This window comes from Pseudochryseolinea flava (assembly GCF_003286915.1).
In the GTDB taxonomy this organism is placed as follows: Bacteria; Bacteroidota; Bacteroidia; order Cytophagales; family Cyclobacteriaceae; genus Ohtaekwangia; species Ohtaekwangia flava.
Map to the genome: position 1 here is coordinate 259643 of NZ_QMFY01000003.1, position 20414 is coordinate 280056.

Below are 20414 nucleotides of genomic sequence, written 5' to 3' on the forward strand. Positions count from 1 at the left end.
AACGAGGGTGGACTGTGGAAGGTTTTATAAATTCGTCCCCGATCTAAATAAACCAGACTAGATAAGCTATGAAAACTATCAACGACATTAATTTCAGCGGTAAGCGTGCCTTGATTCGCGTTGACTTTAACGTTCCACTCGACAAAAGTTTTAATGTTACTGACGACAACAGAATCCGTGCAACGATCCCAACACTCAACAAAATCTTGAAAGATGGTGGGAGCTGTATCCTAATGTCGCACCTTGGTCGTCCAAAAGAAGGACCAGAAGAAAAATACTCACTGAAGCATACTCTTAAAACAACAGAACAACTCCTTGGTCGTCCTGTAAAATTTGCCAGCGACTGTATCGGAGAAGATGCATACAAACTTTCTGCAGCGCTTAAACCTGGAGAAATTCTGATCCTTGAAAACTTACGTTTCTATAAGCAAGAAGAAAAGGGCGATGTTGAATTTGCAGAGAAGCTCAGCAAACATGGTGATGTGTATGTGAACGATGCCTTCGGAACGGCACACCGCGCGCATGCGTCCACAACAATTGTAGCACAGTTCTTCAAAGAAAAAGCAGCAGGTTACGTAATGGCTGCTGAACTCGAGAATGCTGATAAAGTGATGCAGAAAGCTGCAAGACCTTTCACGGCCATCATGGGTGGCGCAAAAATTTCCGACAAGATCTTGATCATTGAAAACCTCCTCGACAAAGTAAATAATCTTGTTATCGGCGGAGGCATGGCTTATACTTTCTTCAAAGCAATGGGTGGTAACATCGGAAACTCTCTCGTGGAAGCCGATAAACTTGATCTCGCAAAAGAACTTATTCAGAAAGCAAAAGCGAAAGGTGTCGATCTTCTACTGCCTATCGACTCAATCGTAGCAGACAAGTTTGCCGCTGATGCCAATACCGATATTGCAAATAACACTTCCATCAAAGATGGCTGGATGGGACTTGATATCGGACCACAAGCATCACAAGTTTTTTCTAAAGCAATTGAAGACTCTAAGACTATTTTGTGGAATGGTCCAATGGGTGTATTCGAAATGGAAAAATTTGCAGCAGGCACAAAAGCGGTTGCTAATGCCGTTGTAAAAGCTACTGAAAAAGGAGGCTTCTCATTAATCGGTGGCGGTGACTCTGCAGCTGCTGTGAACCAATTCGGCTACAATGAAAAAGTTAGCTATGTATCAACCGGTGGTGGTGCCTTGCTCGAATACTTCGAAGGCAAAGTTCTTCCTGGCGTGAAGGCGTTGGATTAATGTGTTGAAGTGCCGACGTGCTGATGTGTTGACGTTAAATGCATCTTTAATTCGGCGTCCGACTTCGTCATATTCAACGAAGCCGTCTCAAAATCCTGAGACGGCTTCCTTTTTAGCGACGATCTCCTCATCACTCACGCAGGCCAGCGAAAAAATCTTCGACTTTAAACTTTTAACTTTTAACTTTAAACTATATTTGATAAGGTACCCCGCGATACCCAGTTTGTTTTACCTAAACAGTGTATTATGAACATCTTCGTCGCAAAGCTAAATTTCAAAAGCAAAAAAGAAGAGCTCGAAGCAGCCTTCGCTAAGTACGGTCAGGTTACATCTTGTAAAATCGTTCGCGATAAAGAGACTGGTCGCTCCAAAGGATTTGGTTTTGTTGAGATGCCTAATGATGAAGAAGCCACCGCTGCCATCGCTGCACTGAATGAAAAAGAATTCGATGGCAGAGTGATCGTTGTGAAGATCGCGAACCCAAAGCAGCAAGACTAAATATTCCCTTCACACAATGCTCAAAATCTTCAAGAAGGTCGCATTCTATCTTGTCCTCGCAGTATTCTTTTTAGGCGTTCTCCTCATTTGGGGAACGTTACGCGCTCAGGTATTCCAATTGACATTATTTTTAACCGGCGTACTTCTCCTACTTACATCCGGAGCGATCATTTTTCTGACCATTGCCAGAGAATCAGGAGATGGTGTCGACACACACGCAAGCATCATACAACACCTGAAAAAAGATGGGCTGCAAATTGACGTCGATCTGACACAATGTAAAGTTTTCTCCAACGGATGGACAGAACGCGAAGAAAAATATGATAACATGCCTCGCGTTGCTTTTATGAACGCCGTAAGCGGAAATAGTGAAAGCAATTTTCAAGAAATCAACGTAAACCAATCTGTGATTGTATATGCCACATCTATCCAGGGAAAAACAACAACTTTTGTAAGTCCAGCGATTGCCAAGGATAAAGCCACGTTAATGATGCTCCTGGAAATGCAGCGCAACACTTTACTTTACGTAGATCCTGCAAATCATAACATCTTCTATTTCGACCTGGCGTTTCTTCAATGATAACCAACCTGTTAAAGTAGCTGTAACAAATCATCAAGTGTGTTCGCTTCCGTCATTGGTTTATCTTTGCGCCACCGTTTAATGCGCGGAAAGCGTAGCGCAATTCCTGATTTATGACGCGATGACTTCGCAATCCCTTCAAAAGCCAGCTCAAACACCAGCTCCGGTTTCACGCTTCTCACAGGGCCAAATTTTTCTATCGTATTTTGTTTCACCCAACGATCTACAGCGCGAATTTCTTCATCGGTTAAGCCACTGTATGCTTTGGTAAATGGAACGAGTTGTCCTTTATCCCAAACAGCAAAGGTATAGTCCGTGTAAAGATTAGCCCGCCTCCCAGATCCGCCCATCGCATAAATCATCACAGCATCAACTGTAAAAGGATCTATCTTCCATTTCCACCAATCACCACGACGACGGCCATTTCTGTAGATGGAATCCTTCCGCTTCAACATAATTCCTTCACTCAAAAAATCCCTCGACCGCTCACGTTCCGCCGCAAGTTGTTCCCAATTATCAAAAATTACCAGCGACGACAAGCGCAGCACTTCGTGTGGCGTATGACAAACTCGTTCAAGCAACTTTCTCCTCTCCGTCATGGTCCACCCCCGGATATCTTTTCCTTCCCACTCAAGCACATCATAGGCAATAAACGCCACCGGAACTTCATTCAACAATTTCTGATTCAATACTTTTCTACCAATGCGTGTCTGAAGTTTGTTGAACGACAGCGGAAGATCATCTTTGAAAGGCATGATCTCACCGTCAAGCACAGTACCATCAGCAAGAAGATCGAGCATGACGTTGAACTCCGGATATTTATCAGTCACCAATTCTTCTCCGCGAGACCACACAAACAACTCGCGGCCTCTAACGATAATCTGGCCGCGAATGCCATCCCATTTTCGCTCGGCAAACCATTCATGAGGTTCTCCAAGCGCAGATACTTCTTCTTCTAATGCATACGCAAGGTAAAACGGATAAGGCTGCGAGATATCGTGCGATTCTTCAGAAAATAAAATCTCACGAATAGAATTTATTTCCGGCGACCAATTCCCCATCAACTTATGCGCAATCACATTCTCCTTTGCATTTGCATGCTTCGCCAACGCTTTCACCATGAGCTGTTGTGATACACCGACACGAAAACCTCCGGTGATTAGTTTATTAAAAACAAATCGTTGCACCTGATCGAGTTGCTCCCAGGCCCATAATATCTTTTCACGTTTCTCTTCAACAGACAATGGTGCCAGTGACTTGATAAAGTTAATCCAGTACGTAAGCGATTCCTCTGATGACGATGTTGGTTTCGGCAATACCAGCGTGATGGTTTCCGCAAGGTCTCCAACAACGTGATAAGATTCTTCGAACAACCACGTCGGTAATCCTGACAACGCAGATGCCCATAGCGACAACATTCCTGTACTCACACTTCGTTTAGGGCGACGATGCGACAACAAAGCAACGGCCCACAACTTATCCTGATCGGATGCATTGTTAAAATAATTCACCAGTGCATCGATCTTACCCGTAGTTTTCGTTGTTTGATCCAGGTCTGTAAACAGTGCTGCGAAGTTTTTCATAGCGTCATCATTGAGATTCTGTTTTCACACCCTCTTCACTGGCAGCTTCTACAATTTCGCCGAGTTCTCCTTCAAATTGTGTTTTTACTTCGTGCGCATCGAGGCCCTTCTCTCGAAGCCATTGTGCAAACACCGCCGCATACCCATGCGTTACGAATACACGTTCCGCTCCCGTTTCATGCACCGTCGTATTGAGCTCGTTCCAATCGGCATGATCCGACAACACAAATCCGCGATCGGCACCTCTCCTTCTTCTCGCACCGCGTAACAACATCCAGCCGGAAGCAATCCCCAAGGAGAAAGGCATAAATTTTCTGATCCACGATGAACCGACAGCAGAAGGCGGACAAAGAATCAATGCGCCTTCAAAATCTTGCTTCTTCATTTCTGCAGTAACGCGCGTTGTTTCAGGCAAAACCATTCCCGCACGCATCAGCACATCATTCATGACATGAATCGCGCCATGTGTGAAAATTTTTCCAATAGAAGAATCTATATTTTTCAGAACGCGCTGACTTTTTCCAAGTGCGTAGCCGGCCATCACAGAGACTTTTCCTTCCGATTGATTTTTCCGCCACCATAGGTTTACGTCGTTCATTATATCTTGCTGTGATTGCCAGCGGTAAAACGGTAGCCCAAACGTTGACTCTGTAATAAATGTATGACAACGTGCCGGCTCAAAGGGCTCTGAAACATGATCAGGGGCGCGTTTATAGTCACCCGAGAACACCCACACTTCACCTTGATGTTCAACCCGAATTTGTGCCGACCCTGGGATGTGACCAGCAGGATGAAAGGAAAATTTCACACCGTGTATATCAACCTGCTCGCCATAAGGTAAAGCTTGTACATTGTCAGTTAAGGATAAACGATGCTTGATGATAGGGGCAGTACCGGTCGTGCACATATATGCACCGTGGCCAAAACTTGCATGATCAGAATGCCCGTGAGAGATGATTGCTCGCTTTACGGGCTTCCATGGATCAAGAAAGACGTCAGCCTTCGCACAATAAATGCCGCGGTCGGTAAATGTAAGTAAGCTCATGTGCTGTCATCGTGGATAATGTCATGCCATGAATAATGTTCGACTACTGTGTATCGTGCTTCTTTTGGATAGGTTTGGGAATATCGCAGCCCTCTTTACGTCTTGTATCAGCAAGGTGTACAATCTTCCAGCCGTCGCTGCCTTTGAAAAAGTGAAAAGCATCAATCCCGCAGTGACTGAATTTATTTCCAGCATAAAATGCATAGTCGCACCAAGCTTGTGCAAAGTCTCCATCAATCTGAATTACCAGCCCCCAGATTTCTTCATACCAAACATCCGCATGAGGGGTTCCTACGGCTTTTAAAAAGTCATCGATTGATGACTCACGAACGAGCTTGGGATTATTGTTTTTATCGCGCAAGGCTGTGAGCAATGAAACTTCCTTCGCAAAAGTACTGCGCACCATGGCACTGTCGCCTTTCTCCATCCCCCGGAACAACCGTGTTATGACTTCTTTGATGGCAGTTTCTTCAGGGTTGTTCTTGCTTTGTTTTTGCGCCTGCAGTGTTGTGTAAAATACCATGATCAGGGGTATCAAAAAGATCAGCTTTTTCATAAAGATAAAATGATAGTTATTGAGGAAGATGAACAAACATTAACGTCGGTCGAAGCACATTTACGCAGGCGGCGGTTTTAGGCATACCATGCGCTTATTCCAAGAATACTTCTTATTTTTATCACCGGTTTACCCCTATCTATGAGTTTGAAACAAACATTTTTAATACTTCTTCTGTCAATTTCAGTATCCCCTATCGTGGGTCAGAATATCGACAGTCTACAGGCTGTGTTGGATACAGCGAAGAACGATCGAAAAGTAAAAACGCTTAATGAATTATTCAGAGCGCACCTTAAAACAGAACCGGTGAAAGCAGTAGGCTACACGAAAGAAGCTTATACACTTGCGAATGAAATCGGTGACAAAAAAGGACAGGCTGCGTCGTTAAACAATTTAGGTATTGCCTACCGCAACCAAGGCGCGCTTGATAAATCGCTGGAGTACTATATCAATTCATTAAAGATCTACACCGAACTCGACAACAAAGAAGGTATCGCTACTACCAAGAATAACATTTCAAACATCTACTCGATCAAGAAAGATTATTCACAGGCCATGAAATACCTCGAAGAGTCATACAACTTGTTGCTTGAGTTAGATGACAAGAAACGGATCATTGGCTCGATGAATAACCTGGGAAATCTGTACAGCGAAATACAGTTATATGATAAAGCGATGAAGTTCTTTTCACAAGCTTCCGAACTCAGCGAGAAGCAAGATGTTAAATTCGCTGATCCACTTACCAACATCGGTAACATCTACTTCAAACAGAACAACTATGAGCGCGCCGTTGAAAATTATGAGAAAGCGCTTGCCCTTGAGCGCAACAACGACAACAAGCTTGGTATTTTGAATATACTCACCAACTTAGGCATCACGTATGCTCGTGCAAAACAACCGGCACAAGCGCAGAAATACTTGGATGAAGCTTTAGCGCTGTGCGGCGACGTGCAGGCCTACTCATTCTTGCCCTCTATCTACAAGGCTATTGGCGAGAATTATGCTACACAAAACAAGTGGAAGGAAGCATATGAGTCGCAGGTAAGGTACGATGAGGCCAGGGAGAAAATCTACGGAGAAGAAAGCAGCCGGAATATTGCGCAGATGGAAATGATCATGGACTTCCAAGAGAAGGAGAAAGAGCTTGACATGTACAAACAAAAGTCAGAGATCAGCAGTTTAGAGCTTCGTAACAGCAGGCTTTTTATTGTTTTAATCATCCTGTCAGGCCTAATCGTGCTCGGTGGATTCAATTTCTACTACATGAACAAACGCCGTGTTTTAAAGAAGAAAGTAGACCAGAAGCCCGGGCTTGGCCGAACATAGCATGACCCCGTGTGTGCGTTGCTATCGTTTGCAATCGGGACATGGTGTATTAACTAATATTTAACAGTAATTCCTTTTAAGGTACATCCCTGAAATATAAATTTGTTCTCGAAAACCACTTACAACCATGTTTCAACAGTTTATAGGAGACGGAGCTAACATTTTTATCGCGATTGTCGCTGTGCTGGTAGGTTTTGCCACAGCACTAGGCTACTTAGATTTCGTGAAAACGAAAAAGCAACAGGAAAAGAAGGATCACTAATCATGATCTTTAGCAATACAACGAAAAAGCCCTGATGCATTCCATCGGGGCTTTTTGTTTATCAGCTCAATATCAATCGCACCCTTAGTACGGTGATTTATAGTCTTTTTTCCAATCCTCGAGTGAAGCTGATTTGTAGTGACCGCCGCTAACGTATTGGGCGATCATGTGAAATTCGGGCGCTTGGCGATACCCTGGCACCGGCGATATCATTCCGAAATTTTCATCTAAGAATACAACCGTCGGATAGCTAAGCTTGTTGTTTAACAACGCTGCCGCCAATTGATGATAACCACTCCTACCGCTTTCAACAAATTTGAACGTCTGGCCATTAAATACAACATCTTCACGTTGCTCAGCGTCGAACTTTACAGCATAAAACTTCTCGTTAAGCAAATCGGCCACTTTCGGATCGCTGAAAGTATTTTTGTCCATTACTTTACACCATCCGCACCAGTCGGTATAAACGTCAATGAAAATTGGTCTTTTGGAGGTCTTGGATTTTTCCACCGCCTCGCTGAAGGTTAACCACACAACTTTAGCGCTAGGCGCAGGTGCTTTATCCTGCGCATAAGACAAGTTGCCAAATCCCAACCCCACGATCATTGCAATTATTAATCTCATCGGTTTGTAATTAAAGAATTGAACTACCAACAAATCTACTCAATAAAGAAGTTCAATATTGATCATTTCCATGAACGCATGGTAACCTGGTGTACACTGCGTTAAATGATCGTTCAAAAGTGAACATCCTTTATTTGAAAAGTCATCAAAAAAGACGGATTAAGGCCCAATTCTAGCCTGGCACACCATTGGCTAAAGACCAAGCATGAAAAAGCAGATTGATTTAAAAGCCCTGACCCTAATCTTTGGAATCATCATCGCGCTGATAGTCTTCTTTACGGTTTGGTTTATTAACCCGGAAAATTCTCAGGCAATAGATCTAACCCTTGACGCCCCAAAGCCTTTCGATTTGAAGCAATTTGCTTCACTCGTTATCCAATCACTTTTTTAGCGTCTCGGGGCCTCTTTTAGATTAAAGTAGTCGCGATTAAGATTGATTGTCATCGAGAAGCGGTTTCGCGAAATGGTAGAAATACGCTCATCGGAAATAGGTATCTCGTACCCGTAAAAAATATTCGCAAAACCGAGTATTGATAAACCAATCTTCGGCGTGAAAGCCCAAGCCTTTCGGTCATCTCCAGCTTCATTGTAGTTGTTGTCGATAAAATAGGTTACATCGCCACCGATACCCAAAAAACCGGCTGTAAATTCATAACCGGCCTTAGGTCCAAGCAACAAATTCTTGTCGTCGATAAACACGTCGACAGAAAAGTAGCCCCCACGAGATGCCAGACTTAGCGGATGTTTATAAATCGATTGGTAAATAAGACCTACCTCTACAAAAGCGCGATCCTGGATGCCTGCGCCAAACTTAGGAACGGTTCTTGAACGCGTCCAAAATTTCTCAAATGGCTGGGTACGTCGGGTGGAATCGATCGTTTGCCCATCCACCGTATGGGATAAAATGCCTACTACCAGCATCATCACTCCCTGTAAAATTCTACCGGTACGCATAATAGTGCAAGATAACCTCTATGGCTCTTTTTATTGCCTTATTGATTGGGAAAAATTCGCGTGCCATGTCAGGATCGATCGCATGTAACTGCATATAATACTCGCTCATAATCGGCACTTCTCCCTTTTGCGATGCGATCTTCTCCACAGCAACTTCAAACGCGGCTTGTTGTTCTGTTTTGATGACCTGGCAAGTCACTAATTCGCGACTACCATACTTATTAGTTCTAGCCGAGTATCCAAACAATCGACAAATCAATCCGCGATGTTTATACTCAGAGCACAGCCCTACGCCATTGATCGTGGGATCTAAGATCAGACACAAAGGTGATGTCGATTCCCGAAGGTTCTCATACCACGCATCAGCCTTGCCTTCGCGAAAAAGGTGATGTGCAAAGGGTAGAAACTCAAGTGCCGACGCCTCTATATCGGGTTTAAAACAGCACTTGCCGCACCCATTTTTACAGTGAAGTGTTGACCATTGTTGAAAACTTGCAATCTCACGGTCTAACTTCTCCATCACCTGCTCGACGGCATATACCTTATCTTCAATAGTCATGCCGTAAAGTTACGAAACGTTCAAGGTTTAAAATGGAAAGTTTAAGGTTTTAGCTAGCGCCCGCGCATCGACTCAGAAATGACTCGCTAAGCTATTGTCCTGCCGCAATAAACTTGTCTAACGAGCCCTTAGCGGTTGCACGGACCTTGCCTTGGACAATATCACTCCATCCCAACAACAATCCTGACGTACCCAGCGCTTGTCGCGACCAGCGCCATAGATCGAATTGATCTTCATGCCGGATGATCAGACCGTGTTCGAATTGGAATTTGGCGTGGATGATATTGTGGACTTTCCGACCGGTTTTTGAAAATGTGTACCAGGCATCCCAGCGACAGCTACCCGATGCGTTGTTGGAGTGGACATTGGAGCACTCCACACGCAAATCTTTCGAAGCGGTGAGCAGCATTTGCCACATCGCCTTTACTTTTTGCGCATTCAGTTCCTGAAATACCGGATCAAAAAATGTTGCTTTCGGATGATAGGCCTGTTGCATAAACGCATAATCGCGTTGATTGCAAGCACTATAAAAATCTTTGATGAGCTGATCGTGTGTCATTTGGGAATTCGTTAGTTCATCGCCGTATCAACATCATCGTCGATATCATCGATGAACTAATTTACCGAATTAAACCCAATCGTAAACATACATCATAACAATAGCGAGAGATGCTAAGCGAAAGTCACGATCATTGCGGCGATCCCGATGAGGATCCCCACAATGACTACCAAATATTTGATGAGCGTTGATGCGTTGTATTTCAAATTAAACATGATTTCTAGTTTTCATATAACATGACTTCGACCTGAGTTCGAACAGTACTCCCATCACAATGCAGAGTATCGGAATTTGCAAATGTGAAACGCCAACAGATTCAAAATAGCTGCGCATAGACATTCCAGACAAAGGGGCAAAAATCGCGATGTCAAGAAACCAATTGATCAAAAGCCAAACAACCGCTGTGGCAACGCCGTGAATAAAATAGTCGCGTACCACCTGTTTGAAATATTGGTGAAGCATAAAGCATCCTGCTAAAGTTGATATCGCGATTACCACCGACTTGAGCATTGTCTTTGTGATGGTGAATTTACCTTCACCATCAATGAACCCGAGCGATACCACAAATGGCACAAGCCAGATCACGGCGCCCATCCATGCAATACGAAATATCTTTTTAAGCATACGCGAGTTATGGTTAGGTACTACTGCACGCCGATTTGCACTTCGGTCCAATTTGCCTCTGGGTGCTGGAAATCGGTATTGATGTAGAGCTCACGATTTGCAGCTAACGGACTCAATCCGTTTGTCGAAATGAACGACAATAACGCGGCATAGGCATTGGGCAGTGACAGCCAATCTCCCGGATGAACGAGGGAGGCACATTTAAAAGGCTCCGTTCGTTTAAAATGAAATGGACCGTCATATTCTTGCGCGATTTTGTCGACGGGCAGTGCGATTTCAAGTGTAAAGGGCTTCGAAAAATCACCCGTAAACCCGAAGTAGTGCCAATGCACCGGGCCACATACCCATAGATCAAGCTTCACGGCTTCGCGATAAAGGTCTTTCGCAACCGTAAGAAAGTTTGCAAGCTCCGTTACTTTTGCTTCGGTGCGGAAGAAGAGAAAATTGATCGGTTTAATTTCTTTGATTTCCATAGTGTTTTTTTTGTAAAGGTGATTGTGACGAATGACAGCAGTATGTCAGTAGAAATTTGAGACTATGAATTTTCCAGAATATTTTTTAGCCGTGATAGATTCTCATAACCTTCTCGCATAGCGTGTTTTAACACTGCAGGCTTTAAGGAACGTACACTCCCCTTCAAATCGAAGTCTATGGTAAGCTTGAGTAAGGTCTTTTCACCACGAGGCTCGAACTCCAACGCCAGTTCTTGTCGAAGACGGTCGTGTAGAATAATCCAGGAACGCTTTTGAAACCGTTGATAGGATGTCATCTGCATCAATGCTGGAACTTGCTTGCCGAGGATGCTTCGGGTTTGGAGAAACGCGGAACCTACCTCATGCCTGTTCTCTCCGATCCAAGTGGCGTCGACAACCTGACGCTGCCACGCGTGATTGTTTGAAAGATCGGATACATAGTTAAAGAGAGCTTCCACTGGCCACTCTATTTCAATCTGCTGCTGGATCGAGGTCATATCTTTTTCTTTTAAAGGTCACGGGGTGATATGACAACCTTATGTCAGTAGTGACAAAAAAAATAAGTGATACCTAAAAAAATATAGCCAGTGGAATCTCCACTGGCCGATCTATACGCTGATTGAAATTAGTTTACGCAGCAACGGATGACTTTGCGCGGAACAAAGGGCTAAAGCTATCGCGATATGCCCATACCAAATACAGGTTCAGAAGCAGCATCAATACCGATAGCGCCATTGCACCGGGCTCAAGAAATGCGTGAAAGAGAAAAATATTCAATGTGATTGGAAAAAGTGCCGCAACGGAAAGCGGAACAAACAATCGGATTATTAAAAACAACCCAAGAATAACTTCAGCTCCTTTCAGAAACGGGAAGAAATATCCCGAGCCAAAAAGACCTCCGACAAAATTGCTCGCGGCTTCACTTTGCTTAGCATCCATCGGTATAAAGTGTAAGAAAAAATTAAGTCCGAAAACAAAATAGATAAGTCCGAGTAAAACCCTAGCGATAAGCGCTGCTACAGATTTCGTTGTTGTGGCCATACAGTAATAATTTAGTTTTAAGGTTTATGTGTTTAAAGCGTTAGATAGTGACAGCAGCTTCTTCAAATACAGGGTAGTCGGTGTAGCCTTTTGCTCCCGATGTATAAAAAGTGCTCGCGTCTAAAATGAGATTCAGCGGTTTACCGTTTCGTAAACGGTCGACGAGATCAGGATTGTTAATAAAGGTTTTTCCGAACGCTACTAAGTCGGCGTGCCCCGATGTAACATCAGCCTCTGCACGGTGCACATCGTATCCTCCAGCCTGGATAATCACATTGCTAAATTCGCGACGGATTGCCGCTTTCACTTGTGATGGTACCGCTGGCGCACCACTCGCACTATGGTCAGCGATATGGATGTAAAGTAAACCTACCTCGTTTAGCGCAGCGGCAAGTTTCGTGTACGTCTCATCGATCTCGTCGTAAGCGTGCATATCACTTGCTACACCATAAGGCGACAAGCGAATTCCTGTTTTTTCTTTTCCGATGGCATCCGCCACAACCGAGGCTACTTCGAGAACAAATCGAATCCTATTTTCGACCGATCCGCCATAGTCATCGCTACGCTGGTTGGTATGTGGTGATAAAAATTGTTCAAGCAAGTATCCATTGGCGCCATGAAGTTCTACGCCGTCGAAGCCTGCAGCAATGGCGTTCTTTGCCGCTTGCACATATTCTTCTTTCGTATTCTGTATTCCCTCAATGGTAAGTTCGCGGGGAACGCCGTAAGCTTTTTTACCTTCTTGATCTGTAGAGAGAAAACCCTTTGCTTGAACAACAGAAGGCGCTACGAGATGTGCTCCTTTTGGAAGATTAAGTTGATGCCCAATGCGGCCACTATGCATGAGTTGCACAAAGATTTTTCCACCTTTTGCATGAACAGCTTGCGTTACAAGTTTCCACCCGTCGATCTGTGCTTGGGTGAATATCCCGGGCATTCTCGGATAACCGAGGCCATTGGGTGATGGTGAAGTTCCTTCACTGATGATCAGACCGGCTTCGGCGCGTTGCGCGTAATAACTCGCCATCAATAGATTGGGTTTATTTTCAATAGCTCTACTGCGCGTGAGGGGTGCCATTACGATTCTGTTGGAAAAAATATGTGAACCGGTATGGAGGGAAGAAAAAAGGGCTTTGGCTGTCATAACGTAAGAATTGAATTAGTTATATATTTAAATATTTCAATATGTTTATCTTAAAAAAAACCGAGATACACCCGGCTGTTGTTATTAACGGCATCTGCCTTCAATTTGTTCATTTATATATTTAAATTCTTCAATATATTTTTCAAAATAAAAACCGGCATGTAAACCGGCTTTTCCTAGAACTTTAGTTGCGTGACCGACGCAGTATAATCTTTAAAGAGTCGTTCGTTAAGGGTATACTTTAAGTTTCTCCCCTCTTTCTCTGGCTCAATCAGACCGGATTCGATCAAAATCTTTATGTGATGGCTTATGGAGGGCTGCGTTAAATCAATGAGCCCCTGGATTTCAGAGCATTGCCCGCACCCGCCTTTTTTACTAATGTGCTGCAAAATCCGCAAACGATTGGCGTCACCCAATGCCTTCGAGATTTTTTCGATTTGTTTCAGACTAAGTGCCATGATATTGTTCCGTAAAGATATTCAGACTGGGAACAATACGCGCGTTCGGAGCGAAAAGTTTCAACATCTCAAGATAGCGATGTCTAACAGCTGATAAACAGCAAGCTTTTCGTAATCACATCTTCATCCTTTAGAATGCGAACGTGTCCCAACCTTTCTGTAATTAATATCGAGGCGTCGGGATAGCTGTCCTTTAACGACAAAGCGTTCTCGACAGGAGCCTCGCGATCGTGCGTGTCGTGGACAATGAGCCAGCGCAATCCTGGATTTAGCTGTTGAACAAAGTGAGACGCCATAAATTCATCAAAGGGCTTATGCAAACGACTTTTAATGTATCGTTGTAAAGCTTCGCTCAATGATGACGACGCACCCAACCGCGTTGAAAACTCTTTAATGATTTGATCACCACTGGTAGGTGTCGACAACGTCACGAGTCTCGAAACATCCATTCCTTCCGTGATAGCATAAAGACAAGCGGCACCATCCAATGAATGGGCAATCACGGCATGCGGCTTGCCAAACACCTGGCGCAGCGCCAATAACGTGTTCTTAAAATCAATAATTGTAGTCTTTTTGCCTTTTGTTAAACCATGAGCAGGTGCATCGAAAGCTACTACTTGATAACCCGCATTCGTAAAAAAAGGAATAAAGGTTTTGAATTGCGCGCTGCGCCCAGCCCAACCGTGCACAAAAAATACAACTGGACCTTGCGTTCCCCATTTGTAGCACCTAACCCTGTTGTCCCATACCGAGAGTTCAAAGCGTTCTGCTTCCTCAATGAACTTTAATTCATTTGCTGGTATCGGGAAACGCGGCGGAGAGAAAAATAAATTGATAAACCACTTTTCTGCAATGCGTGGCGCCAGCTTTTCAACACGCGGAAATATCCACTGAATCGTACGCAGTGCTAATGGTATGTTCGGTTTTTTTGACTTCTTGAGTACCGAATTCTCATGTGCAACGTCAACTGACTTCAATACGGTTTCCGATTCCATCACTCAAGCACGATTAGTTTCACAATGATTCCCTTTGTTCTGTTATTGATTGTACAATTCAATACGAGATTGTACGTACCAGGTGTGGCACCCTCAGATACTACAATGGCCGCTGTCGCGCTGTTCACATCACCCATAGTTGGATTGAACGAAACGACAACTCCAGCTGGCAATCCAGACCCGACGGTAAGTTTCATTTCACTATGCTCATACTTTTTTGATCGCGCGATGCTCAGATCAAGATTACTTGATCCTCCCCTGTTAAGTTCTGCACGTGAACTCTTGGCTTGAAAAACAAATTCATTCTTTGACGACTGTGCTGATACATTCATGGCAGTCATGAAAACGAACAACATCATAAGGAGATTTTTCATAAGTTTTTTTTCCACCAATGTAGGGCGTAGAGTATAGTCTACTGTCAAGTAGAAATTGAGACAATCTTTTCGATGTTGTACCAGTAATCATGCTGAGGCAAAAAATACTTGGCTTTAGAAAGAAAGAGGGTTAATTTTATTCAAGAAAACCAACCGTAGAGTATACTCTATGGTCGTTAAATGATACCACTATGTTAATCGGAGAGCTTTCAGAAAAAACAAAATTGTCGCGGCACACCATCCGGTTCTACGAGAAATTAGGATTGATCGAGGTTCCGGAGGATTCACGCAGGGGTAACAATTACAAAGAATATCCGGACGACATTTTGCGAAAAATTGCCGCCATTCAAGAGATCAAGTCTCGTGGGTTTACACTGAAAGAAGCGAAACGTATTCTAGAATTAATCACGTCCGGCACACTCGACCCTAGCCGAAGTAAGAAATACATAGAACATAAAGTGTCCTTGATTGATAAGCAAATTCGTGAACTGGAGCAGACGAAAGCAAATTTAATTGAACTCGCTGAAATATGTGGATCAACGTATTGCCCCGTGAACGAAATTCTTAATGGACCACGGCCTACGATAAAAGACTAACTTGAACTTGTAGCAAATCTTTCTTGAACTTGAAGCACGATTCCGCTGCTGTTGTTCTTAATATTTCCAACGCTTCAAAAAGGAGATTTAATGTATACTGATTAAAGTTTGTGCCGTCAAAGTACACATGCTTATTCTCAATATATTTCTTCACTGACTCTTGCTCCGCAGCATCGAGGCCTCCCATCAATAGCTCCAATCTCGGTTTTACTTTCTGTTCTGCTATCCGAACTTGATTCATAATAGCATGGGCTGTTTCAATAGATAGCTGAGAAGTAAATATCGGTGCTATGATCGAAGACAAATCGTCAAACATGGCCACGTCGTTCTTTACTTCATCAGTCATGCGAAAGAGCGTTTGATAGTCTTGTTTAAATCGCTCATCACTACCGTTCCGTTTTGCACGTGAGAGTGCTAGCGTAAATATTTTTTCATCAGCGCAAACTATCGCCGCCTCACTTTCCTTCAATTCTTTCCGAACGCGATCAACAATACTTCCCACATCATCCCAAGAATAGCGCATACCTTCAAAGTCGAATGATTTAATTTTTCCGTTCGACTTCATCACCATGTCAAGGCCTTCTAGGTCACGCGTAATTGACGACACTTTCAAGGGCAACGCGATCACTTCTTTGGTAAGCACGTTGTCGATTGATTCCGATTCGATATTAAGATATTTTTTATCAACCAACTCGACATCGAATGAAGCGATGTTCCGTCCATTGTAGTATCCTTGGTAAAACTTATCAAGGCTATACTTTTCGGTTATGTCGTCATAGTGCGCAACAAAAGACTTCAGATCTAACGGCTGGGGAGCCGATGAAAAATTTACAGTTTCATAAATTTTGGCAGTCATCTCTTGTTGAAGCGCCTCCACGTTTTTGAAGACAACCCACGCGGAATCGTGAACAAACGGAGTTTTAATATTGAGTCGATTAAGATGTTCTTCACGGTCGTCGGTGCTAGGGTGCGATGCCCACTGATCTTTGATCATCAATCGCTGTTGATTAAAATGCGCGAATGTATTGGCATCAACCTGGGGTAGTCCGTGTACCAACGGAATGTTGTGTTCTGTCGAGAATCGTTGCATCACAGCGTGATGTTGCGTGTACATGTTGTCCGCCTTTAAGTTGTCTTTAATCCGGCTGTTATACATTTGCAACAACGTGTTATAGCATGAGTCCGCTACTTCCATTCGACGCAATGATGTAACGAGGTGATCAGATCCGCTTACATACGCGGCAACAGCATCGGCATGGAATTCCATTTGTCGGGAGAGACTCATATAACGTTTATTCATGAATTCATATACACCTCTCAAAATCCATTGGATGCCACGCACGATCGCTCCGGTGATGCTTGCAAAAATGGCAAAGTAGTCGCTGACGTTCGCCCATCCTTCTAATGTCTTTCCGTAGCTCTCGTTGTCGTAAAGTAGGTTGTAAATTACCCGGTTCACATTGTACACATAACTTCCGAGCTTCATGCTTCGCTGAGAGAAGTGCCCAAATTCGTGTGCAAGTATTGCTTTGAACTCACCGACATTAACCGAATTGACCAGGCCAAGACCGATTTGCAAATTCTTTCGAACCGGTAAGAACATACTCCAGAATCCGGAGTCATAAAACACGCATGCGTTTACTTCCGGTGAAAGGTAAATTCGTTTTGGAAACGGGGCTTGTGTATCCTCTGTAAGCTTTCGTATAAAAGCAAACAGCACGGGCTGATCTTGCTCTGTAATTTCGATGAGTCCAGAGCGATCTACTTTATTGGTTTTAAAGATAAATTTCACAAGAAAGTATATCACCATGATACCCAGGCCGCAAAGTCCAAGGCCAAGCATGAGCGTAATAAATTTCGGAAACGCGGTGACCAACATAATGCCACCATAGCCACACAGCAAGGCTAGTAGTGTAGCACCGACAACCAATAAAAAGTAAACGATGATAAAGAGGAAGATGGCGCCAGTAACATTAAAGACTTCTTTTTTAAATTCTGGAGATGGTCGAATCGCAGAATCGTCGTTGATAACTGGGCTCGCAGGATAGTGTAGCAATTGTGACATCCGGGTTGGGGCAAGCTGCAAGATAATTAAATTTCAAAATGAGCAGCCAGCAGCTTTTATCTATTTTATCGATGGTCGATCGTTATGCTAATTCTATTGAAAGCCTACAGGGTATTCAAAGCCGCGCAATCCATACGTTCATCGACCATAACATGCGATGGACTTCCGTTCTTTGTACTTTAAATTTGGAACCTCACTACCTAAAATCAAGTTAATGATTGAACATACATTGTAGATTATACATCAAACAACAGCGTTAACGAAACAAAGAAAACGACGGATGATGCGAAAGATATTATGTTACGCCCTCCTGATGAGTTGGTATAGTGTCGTTGGGCAGGAGATTCAACGTGGCGATACAGCGAGATTACAATCCAAAGACACAGCTATTCAAGTTGTGCCTCAGAAGAAATACATTGCCTCCTATCGGCCGGATACGACGAAGCGTGAGGCGCCCAGTTCAGTGCCCGCTGGTAATGATCAATTGTCGGCACCAAGCACTTATGCCAAACTGATCAAGCCGCACGCATTGACAAGAAAAGGTTTGTTTACCGTTCATCGCGTAGATGACAACTATTATTTTGAGATCCCTGACAGTCTGCTCGGCCGTGATTTGCTTGTGGTTACGCGGATTGCACAAGGCGCTGCAGGTGTTCGACCTGAATATACCGGATATGCTGGCGATCAGGTGGGCAGCACAATTATCCGCTTCGAGCGTGGTCCGAATCATAAATTGTTTTTGAGACGAATCACATATGAGGAAAATCCTGGCGACAGTACGAATGCCATGTTCCACGCTGTTGTTCGCTCCAATCTTCAACCACTTGTCGCCGCGTTCGGTGTAGGGGCATACGCGCTCAATCTTCGTGGCAGTGTAATCGATATCACCGACTACATCAATGGCGACAACGACATCTTGTTCTTCAACTCAACAGCAAGAAAAACGATGCGGGTCGGCAGCATGCAATCGAACATGTGTTATATCAAAGACATCAATTCCTTCCCGCTTAATTTAGAAATCAGAACAATTAAAACGTATACACAAACATCGAGTGATAATAACTTTACGCTTGAGTTGAATACCTCGATCGTTCTGCTTCCGAAGAAACCGATGCGCAAGAGATTTGCAGATCGACGCGTGGGATATTTTACGGAACGCTACGTCGATTACGACGCAAATCCACAAGGTGTTAAGACAGTTAATTACATCAAGCGCTGGCGATTGGAGCCAAAGCCCCAAGACATGGCGAAATATAAAAGCGGCGAATTGGTGGAACCACAAAAGCCAATCATCTATTACATCGACCCTGCAACACCTAAGAAGTGGGTTCCTTATTTAATGCAAGGTGTAATGGATTGGCAGAAGGCATTCGAGAAGGCAGGATTCAAGAACGCGATCTTGGCGAAAGAAGCACCTGACCCGCGCGAGCAACCCAACTGGAGTTTGGAAGATTCGCGACATTCTGCAATTGTGTATAAGCCTTCATCATTTGCCAATGCCGCCGGCCCTATCATCACCGATCCGCGTAGTGGCGAAATATTGGAAAGCCATATAAACTGGTATCATAACCTGATGTCTATTCTCCGCGAATGGTACATGGTGCAATGTGGTACGACAGATCCACGCGCACAAAAAATGAAATTCGATGATGCATTGATGGGACAACTTATCCGATCTGTCTGCGCGCATGAAGTCGGGCATTCATTAGGACTCACGCACAATTTCGGCAGTAGTTCAACAGTGCCTGTTGAAAAACTTCGCGACCGTGAGTGGCTTGCAGTACACGGTCATACGCCGTCCATTATGGACTACTCACGCTTCAATTACGTGGCGCAGCCAGAAGACAGTGTCGGTGAAGCAGGTTTGATTTCTCGCATCGGTGACTACGATTGTTGGGCGATCGAGTATGGTTATAGACTTCTTCCAGAAATAAAATCCGAAGAGAATGAGATACCTTTTCTCAACGGTTGGATCATGGACAAGATGAAAGACAAAAGACTTTGGTTTGGTTCTGAATTTACAATCGATGATCCACGCATTCAAACGGAAGATCTTGGAGACAATGCGATGAAGGCTGGTGATTACGGAATAAAAAACTTACAACGCATTGTGCCGCGATTAATTCATTGGACATACGAACCAAACGAAGGTTATCGAAATTTAAAGCAACTGTATGCAGGGGTGATCAACCAATACAATTTCTATTTAGGCCACGTCATCACATACATCGGCGGAACATTTGAAACGGTAAAAACGGCAGAGCAAGTGGGGCCAGTGTACTCGCCGGTACCAGGTTCTCTTCAGCGCGAGGCCGTGCAATTTTTATCGAGACATGTTTTTCAAACGCCAACATGGTTATTGGATACCGCACTGCTTTCGCGCACAGGACAATCACCGGAGCAAATCGTGACTGACGCTCATCGTATGGCATTGAATAATATTCTGAGCAATACGACCCTTAATAAACTTCAAGAGTCAGAAGCGATGTATGGGCTAAAGGCATATCGATTTTTAGATTTGTTGGATGACGTAGACAAAGAGATATGGACAGAGCTTAACACATACGCATCCATTTCAATTTACCGGAGAAATTTACAGCGACATTACATTGAACGCCTTCTTGAGCTGGCAACGCCACGCAGCGGTTGGGACACGCGAGATGTGGGGCCAGTGGTCGCGAACAAGCTAGCCGAGATCGATCTGCGAATTGACAAGGCTTTGACCAAAACAAAAGACGCAATGACTGTATATCACCTCCGCTACATTCAAGACAAAATAAAAGCAACTAAGTAATTTTGCGTAGGCGGGGTAAAAAAACATTATCAACCCGGATTCTTACCCTTT

At 43.9% G+C, this 20414-nt stretch carries 24 protein-coding genes; 8 read left to right on the top strand and 16 right to left on the bottom strand.

The window, feature by feature from the left end; all coding sequences use genetic code 11:
• Window positions 1-68: 68 nt before the first annotated feature.
• The 3 genes from DQQ10_RS08725 to DQQ10_RS08735 all read left to right on the top strand — a co-directional run bounded on the left by DQQ10_RS08725 (window position 69) and on the right by DQQ10_RS08735 (window position 2331).
• Window positions 69-1253 carry a phosphoglycerate kinase gene (locus DQQ10_RS08725; protein WP_112746466.1) on the top strand — a complete coding sequence of 395 codons (1185 nt, stop codon included), beginning with the start codon at window positions 69-71 and terminating at the stop codon, window positions 1251-1253.
• A gap of 246 nt (window positions 1254-1499) precedes the next feature.
• Window positions 1500-1751, top strand: a complete 252-nt coding sequence (locus DQQ10_RS08730; protein ID WP_112746467.1) for an RNA recognition motif domain-containing protein — start codon at window positions 1500-1502, stop codon at window positions 1749-1751.
• 16 nt (window positions 1752-1767) lie between these two features.
• On the top strand, window positions 1768-2331 hold the full coding sequence (locus DQQ10_RS08735) for a hypothetical protein (RefSeq protein WP_112746468.1): 564 nt from the start codon (window positions 1768-1770) through the stop codon (window positions 2329-2331).
• An 11-nt stretch (window positions 2332-2342) separates the two neighbouring features.
• Here DQQ10_RS08735 and DQQ10_RS08740 read toward each other — a convergent pair whose 3' ends face one another.
• The 3 genes from DQQ10_RS08740 to DQQ10_RS08750 are packed head-to-tail and all read right to left on the bottom strand — an operon-like array spanning window position 2343 to window position 5515.
• Window positions 2343-3914, bottom strand: coding sequence for an ATP-dependent DNA ligase (locus DQQ10_RS08740; protein ID WP_112746469.1), 1572 nt, complete (start codon window positions 3912-3914; stop codon window positions 2343-2345).
• A gap of 7 nt (window positions 3915-3921) precedes the next feature.
• A complete protein-coding gene (locus tag DQQ10_RS08745; protein WP_112746470.1) occupies window positions 3922-4959 on the bottom strand; it encodes a ligase-associated DNA damage response exonuclease in 1038 nt (345 codons plus the stop codon).
• 43 nt (window positions 4960-5002) lie between these two features.
• A complete protein-coding gene (locus DQQ10_RS08750) occupies window positions 5003-5515 on the bottom strand; it encodes a nuclear transport factor 2 family protein (RefSeq protein WP_112746471.1) in 513 nt (170 codons plus the stop codon).
• 141 nt (window positions 5516-5656) lie between these two features.
• On the opposite strand from DQQ10_RS08750, the gene DQQ10_RS08755 reads away from it, so the two are divergent.
• Window positions 5657-6841: a tetratricopeptide repeat protein gene (locus DQQ10_RS08755; RefSeq protein ID WP_112746472.1), complete on the top strand. Its 1185-nt coding sequence runs from the start codon at window positions 5657-5659 to the stop codon at window positions 6839-6841.
• A gap of 127 nt (window positions 6842-6968) precedes the next feature.
• Window positions 6969-7103: a hypothetical protein gene (locus DQQ10_RS28300; RefSeq protein WP_262511764.1), complete on the top strand. Its 135-nt coding sequence runs from the start codon at window positions 6969-6971 to the stop codon at window positions 7101-7103.
• An 84-nt stretch (window positions 7104-7187) separates the two neighbouring features.
• Here DQQ10_RS28300 and DQQ10_RS08760 read toward each other — a convergent pair whose 3' ends face one another.
• Window positions 7188-7727: a thioredoxin family protein gene (locus DQQ10_RS08760; RefSeq protein WP_221409700.1), complete on the bottom strand. Its 540-nt coding sequence runs from the start codon at window positions 7725-7727 to the stop codon at window positions 7188-7190.
• 205 nt (window positions 7728-7932) lie between these two features.
• Between DQQ10_RS08760 and DQQ10_RS08765 the strand changes: the two genes are divergently transcribed.
• Complete coding sequence (locus tag DQQ10_RS08765; RefSeq protein ID WP_112746473.1) at window positions 7933-8118, top strand: hypothetical protein; 186 nt, start codon at window positions 7933-7935, stop codon at window positions 8116-8118.
• Here DQQ10_RS08765 and DQQ10_RS08770 read toward each other — a convergent pair.
• From DQQ10_RS08770 to DQQ10_RS08820, 11 genes are all read right to left on the bottom strand, one after another.
• Window positions 8115-8681 carry a hypothetical protein gene (locus DQQ10_RS08770; RefSeq protein ID WP_133259585.1) on the bottom strand — a complete coding sequence of 189 codons (567 nt, stop codon included), beginning with the start codon at window positions 8679-8681 and terminating at the stop codon, window positions 8115-8117. The two genes, DQQ10_RS08765 and DQQ10_RS08770, sit on opposite strands and share 4 nt — an antisense overlap.
• Window positions 8668-9240, bottom strand: coding sequence for a YkgJ family cysteine cluster protein (locus tag DQQ10_RS08775; RefSeq protein ID WP_112746475.1), 573 nt, complete (start codon window positions 9238-9240; stop codon window positions 8668-8670). Before DQQ10_RS08775 ends, DQQ10_RS08770 begins: the two co-directional genes overlap by 14 nt.
• Window positions 9241-9331: 91 nt before the next feature.
• Complete coding sequence (locus tag DQQ10_RS08780) at window positions 9332-9799, bottom strand: nuclear transport factor 2 family protein (RefSeq protein WP_112746476.1); 468 nt, start codon at window positions 9797-9799, stop codon at window positions 9332-9334.
• Window positions 9800-10006: 207 nt separating this feature from the next.
• Entirely contained in the window at window positions 10007-10423 is a 417-nt protein-coding gene (locus tag DQQ10_RS08785) for a hypothetical protein (RefSeq protein ID WP_133259586.1), read from the bottom strand.
• Window positions 10424-10443: 20 nt separating this feature from the next.
• Complete coding sequence (locus DQQ10_RS08790; RefSeq protein WP_112746478.1) at window positions 10444-10896, bottom strand: GyrI-like domain-containing protein; 453 nt, start codon at window positions 10894-10896, stop codon at window positions 10444-10446.
• Between the two features lie 62 nt (window positions 10897-10958).
• Window positions 10959-11393, bottom strand: a complete 435-nt coding sequence (locus DQQ10_RS08795; protein ID WP_112746479.1) for an SRPBCC family protein — start codon at window positions 11391-11393, stop codon at window positions 10959-10961.
• A gap of 133 nt (window positions 11394-11526) precedes the next feature.
• The gene (locus DQQ10_RS08800) at window positions 11527-11937 is read right to left on the bottom strand and encodes an acyltransferase (protein ID WP_185147028.1); all 411 of its coding nucleotides are present in this window, start codon (window positions 11935-11937) and stop codon (window positions 11527-11529) included.
• A 40-nt stretch (window positions 11938-11977) separates the two neighbouring features.
• A complete protein-coding gene (locus DQQ10_RS08805; RefSeq protein WP_112746480.1) occupies window positions 11978-13081 on the bottom strand; it encodes an alkene reductase in 1104 nt (367 codons plus the stop codon).
• A gap of 176 nt (window positions 13082-13257) precedes the next feature.
• On the bottom strand, window positions 13258-13539 hold the full coding sequence (locus DQQ10_RS08810; RefSeq protein WP_112746481.1) for an ArsR/SmtB family transcription factor: 282 nt from the start codon (window positions 13537-13539) through the stop codon (window positions 13258-13260).
• Window positions 13540-13622: 83 nt separating this feature from the next.
• Window positions 13623-14534 (bottom strand): alpha/beta hydrolase, encoded by a 912-nt coding sequence (locus DQQ10_RS08815; protein ID WP_112746482.1) that lies wholly within the window; start codon window positions 14532-14534, stop codon window positions 13623-13625.
• Window positions 14534-14908 carry a hypothetical protein gene (locus DQQ10_RS08820; RefSeq protein ID WP_133259587.1) on the bottom strand — a complete coding sequence of 125 codons (375 nt, stop codon included), beginning with the start codon at window positions 14906-14908 and terminating at the stop codon, window positions 14534-14536. Before DQQ10_RS08820 ends, DQQ10_RS08815 begins: the two co-directional genes overlap by 1 nt.
• Before the next feature lie 191 nt (window positions 14909-15099).
• On the opposite strand from DQQ10_RS08820, the gene DQQ10_RS08825 reads away from it, so the two are divergent.
• Window positions 15100-15504, top strand: a complete 405-nt coding sequence (locus DQQ10_RS08825) for a MerR family transcriptional regulator (protein ID WP_112746484.1) — start codon at window positions 15100-15102, stop codon at window positions 15502-15504.
• On the opposite strand, the gene DQQ10_RS08830 is transcribed toward DQQ10_RS08825, so the two are convergent.
• Window positions 15488-17569, bottom strand: coding sequence for a M48 family metallopeptidase (locus DQQ10_RS08830; RefSeq protein ID WP_112746485.1), 2082 nt, complete (start codon window positions 17567-17569; stop codon window positions 15488-15490). The genes DQQ10_RS08825 and DQQ10_RS08830 overlap by 17 nt on opposite strands.
• A 280-nt stretch (window positions 17570-17849) precedes the next feature.
• Here DQQ10_RS08830 and DQQ10_RS08835 point away from each other — a divergent pair, with 280 nt between their 5' ends.
• The gene (locus DQQ10_RS08835) at window positions 17850-20363 is read left to right on the top strand and encodes a zinc-dependent metalloprotease (RefSeq protein ID WP_112746486.1); all 2514 of its coding nucleotides are present in this window, start codon (window positions 17850-17852) and stop codon (window positions 20361-20363) included.
• Window positions 20364-20414: the final 51 nt, after the last annotated feature.

Excerpts from the sequence above, each read along its gene's own strand:
- DQQ10_RS08750 (WP_112746471.1), bottom strand. The coding sequence starts at position 5,515 with ATGAAAAAGCTGATCTTTTTGATACCCCTGATCATGGTATTTTACACA.
- DQQ10_RS08795 (WP_112746479.1), bottom strand. The coding sequence starts at position 11,393 with ATGACCTCGATCCAGCAGCAGATTGAAATAGAGTGGCCAGTGGAAGCT.
- DQQ10_RS08790 (WP_112746478.1), bottom strand. The coding sequence starts at position 10,896 with ATGGAAATCAAAGAAATTAAACCGATCAATTTTCTCTTCTTCCGCACC.
- DQQ10_RS08780 (WP_112746476.1), bottom strand. The coding sequence starts at position 9,799 with ATGACACACGATCAGCTCATCAAAGATTTTTATAGTGCTTGCAATCAA.
- DQQ10_RS08800 (WP_185147028.1), bottom strand. The coding sequence starts at position 11,937 with ATGGCCACAACAACGAAATCTGTAGCAGCGCTTATCGCTAGGGTTTTA.
- DQQ10_RS08820 (WP_133259587.1), bottom strand. The coding sequence starts at position 14,908 with ATGAAAAATCTCCTTATGATGTTGTTCGTTTTCATGACTGCCATGAAT.
- DQQ10_RS08770 (WP_133259585.1), bottom strand. The coding sequence starts at position 8,681 with ATGCGTACCGGTAGAATTTTACAGGGAGTGATGATGCTGGTAGTAGGC.
- DQQ10_RS08810 (WP_112746481.1), bottom strand. The coding sequence starts at position 13,539 with ATGGCACTTAGTCTGAAACAAATCGAAAAAATCTCGAAGGCATTGGGT.
- DQQ10_RS08765 (WP_112746473.1), top strand. The coding sequence starts at position 7,933 with ATGAAAAAGCAGATTGATTTAAAAGCCCTGACCCTAATCTTTGGAATC.
- DQQ10_RS08830 (WP_112746485.1), bottom strand. The coding sequence starts at position 17,569 with ATGTCACAATTGCTACACTATCCTGCGAGCCCAGTTATCAACGACGAT.
- DQQ10_RS08825 (WP_112746484.1), top strand. The coding sequence starts at position 15,100 with ATGTTAATCGGAGAGCTTTCAGAAAAAACAAAATTGTCGCGGCACACC.
- DQQ10_RS28300 (WP_262511764.1), top strand. The coding sequence starts at position 6,969 with ATGTTTCAACAGTTTATAGGAGACGGAGCTAACATTTTTATCGCGATT.
- DQQ10_RS08815 (WP_112746482.1), bottom strand. The coding sequence starts at position 14,534 with ATGGAATCGGAAACCGTATTGAAGTCAGTTGACGTTGCACATGAGAAT.
- DQQ10_RS08785 (WP_133259586.1), bottom strand. The coding sequence starts at position 10,423 with ATGCTTAAAAAGATATTTCGTATTGCATGGATGGGCGCCGTGATCTGG.
- DQQ10_RS08745 (WP_112746470.1), bottom strand. The coding sequence starts at position 4,959 with ATGAGCTTACTTACATTTACCGACCGCGGCATTTATTGTGCGAAGGCT.
- DQQ10_RS08735 (WP_112746468.1), top strand. The coding sequence starts at position 1,768 with ATGCTCAAAATCTTCAAGAAGGTCGCATTCTATCTTGTCCTCGCAGTA.
- DQQ10_RS08755 (WP_112746472.1), top strand. The coding sequence starts at position 5,657 with ATGAGTTTGAAACAAACATTTTTAATACTTCTTCTGTCAATTTCAGTA.
- DQQ10_RS08760 (WP_221409700.1), bottom strand. The coding sequence starts at position 7,727 with ATGAGATTAATAATTGCAATGATCGTGGGGTTGGGATTTGGCAACTTG.
- DQQ10_RS08835 (WP_112746486.1), top strand. The coding sequence starts at position 17,850 with ATGATGCGAAAGATATTATGTTACGCCCTCCTGATGAGTTGGTATAGT.
- DQQ10_RS08805 (WP_112746480.1), bottom strand. The coding sequence starts at position 13,081 with ATGACAGCCAAAGCCCTTTTTTCTTCCCTCCATACCGGTTCACATATT.
- DQQ10_RS08775 (WP_112746475.1), bottom strand. The coding sequence starts at position 9,240 with ATGACTATTGAAGATAAGGTATATGCCGTCGAGCAGGTGATGGAGAAG.
- DQQ10_RS08730 (WP_112746467.1), top strand. The coding sequence starts at position 1,500 with ATGAACATCTTCGTCGCAAAGCTAAATTTCAAAAGCAAAAAAGAAGAG.
- DQQ10_RS08740 (WP_112746469.1), bottom strand. The coding sequence starts at position 3,914 with ATGAAAAACTTCGCAGCACTGTTTACAGACCTGGATCAAACAACGAAA.
- DQQ10_RS08725 (WP_112746466.1), top strand. The coding sequence starts at position 69 with ATGAAAACTATCAACGACATTAATTTCAGCGGTAAGCGTGCCTTGATT.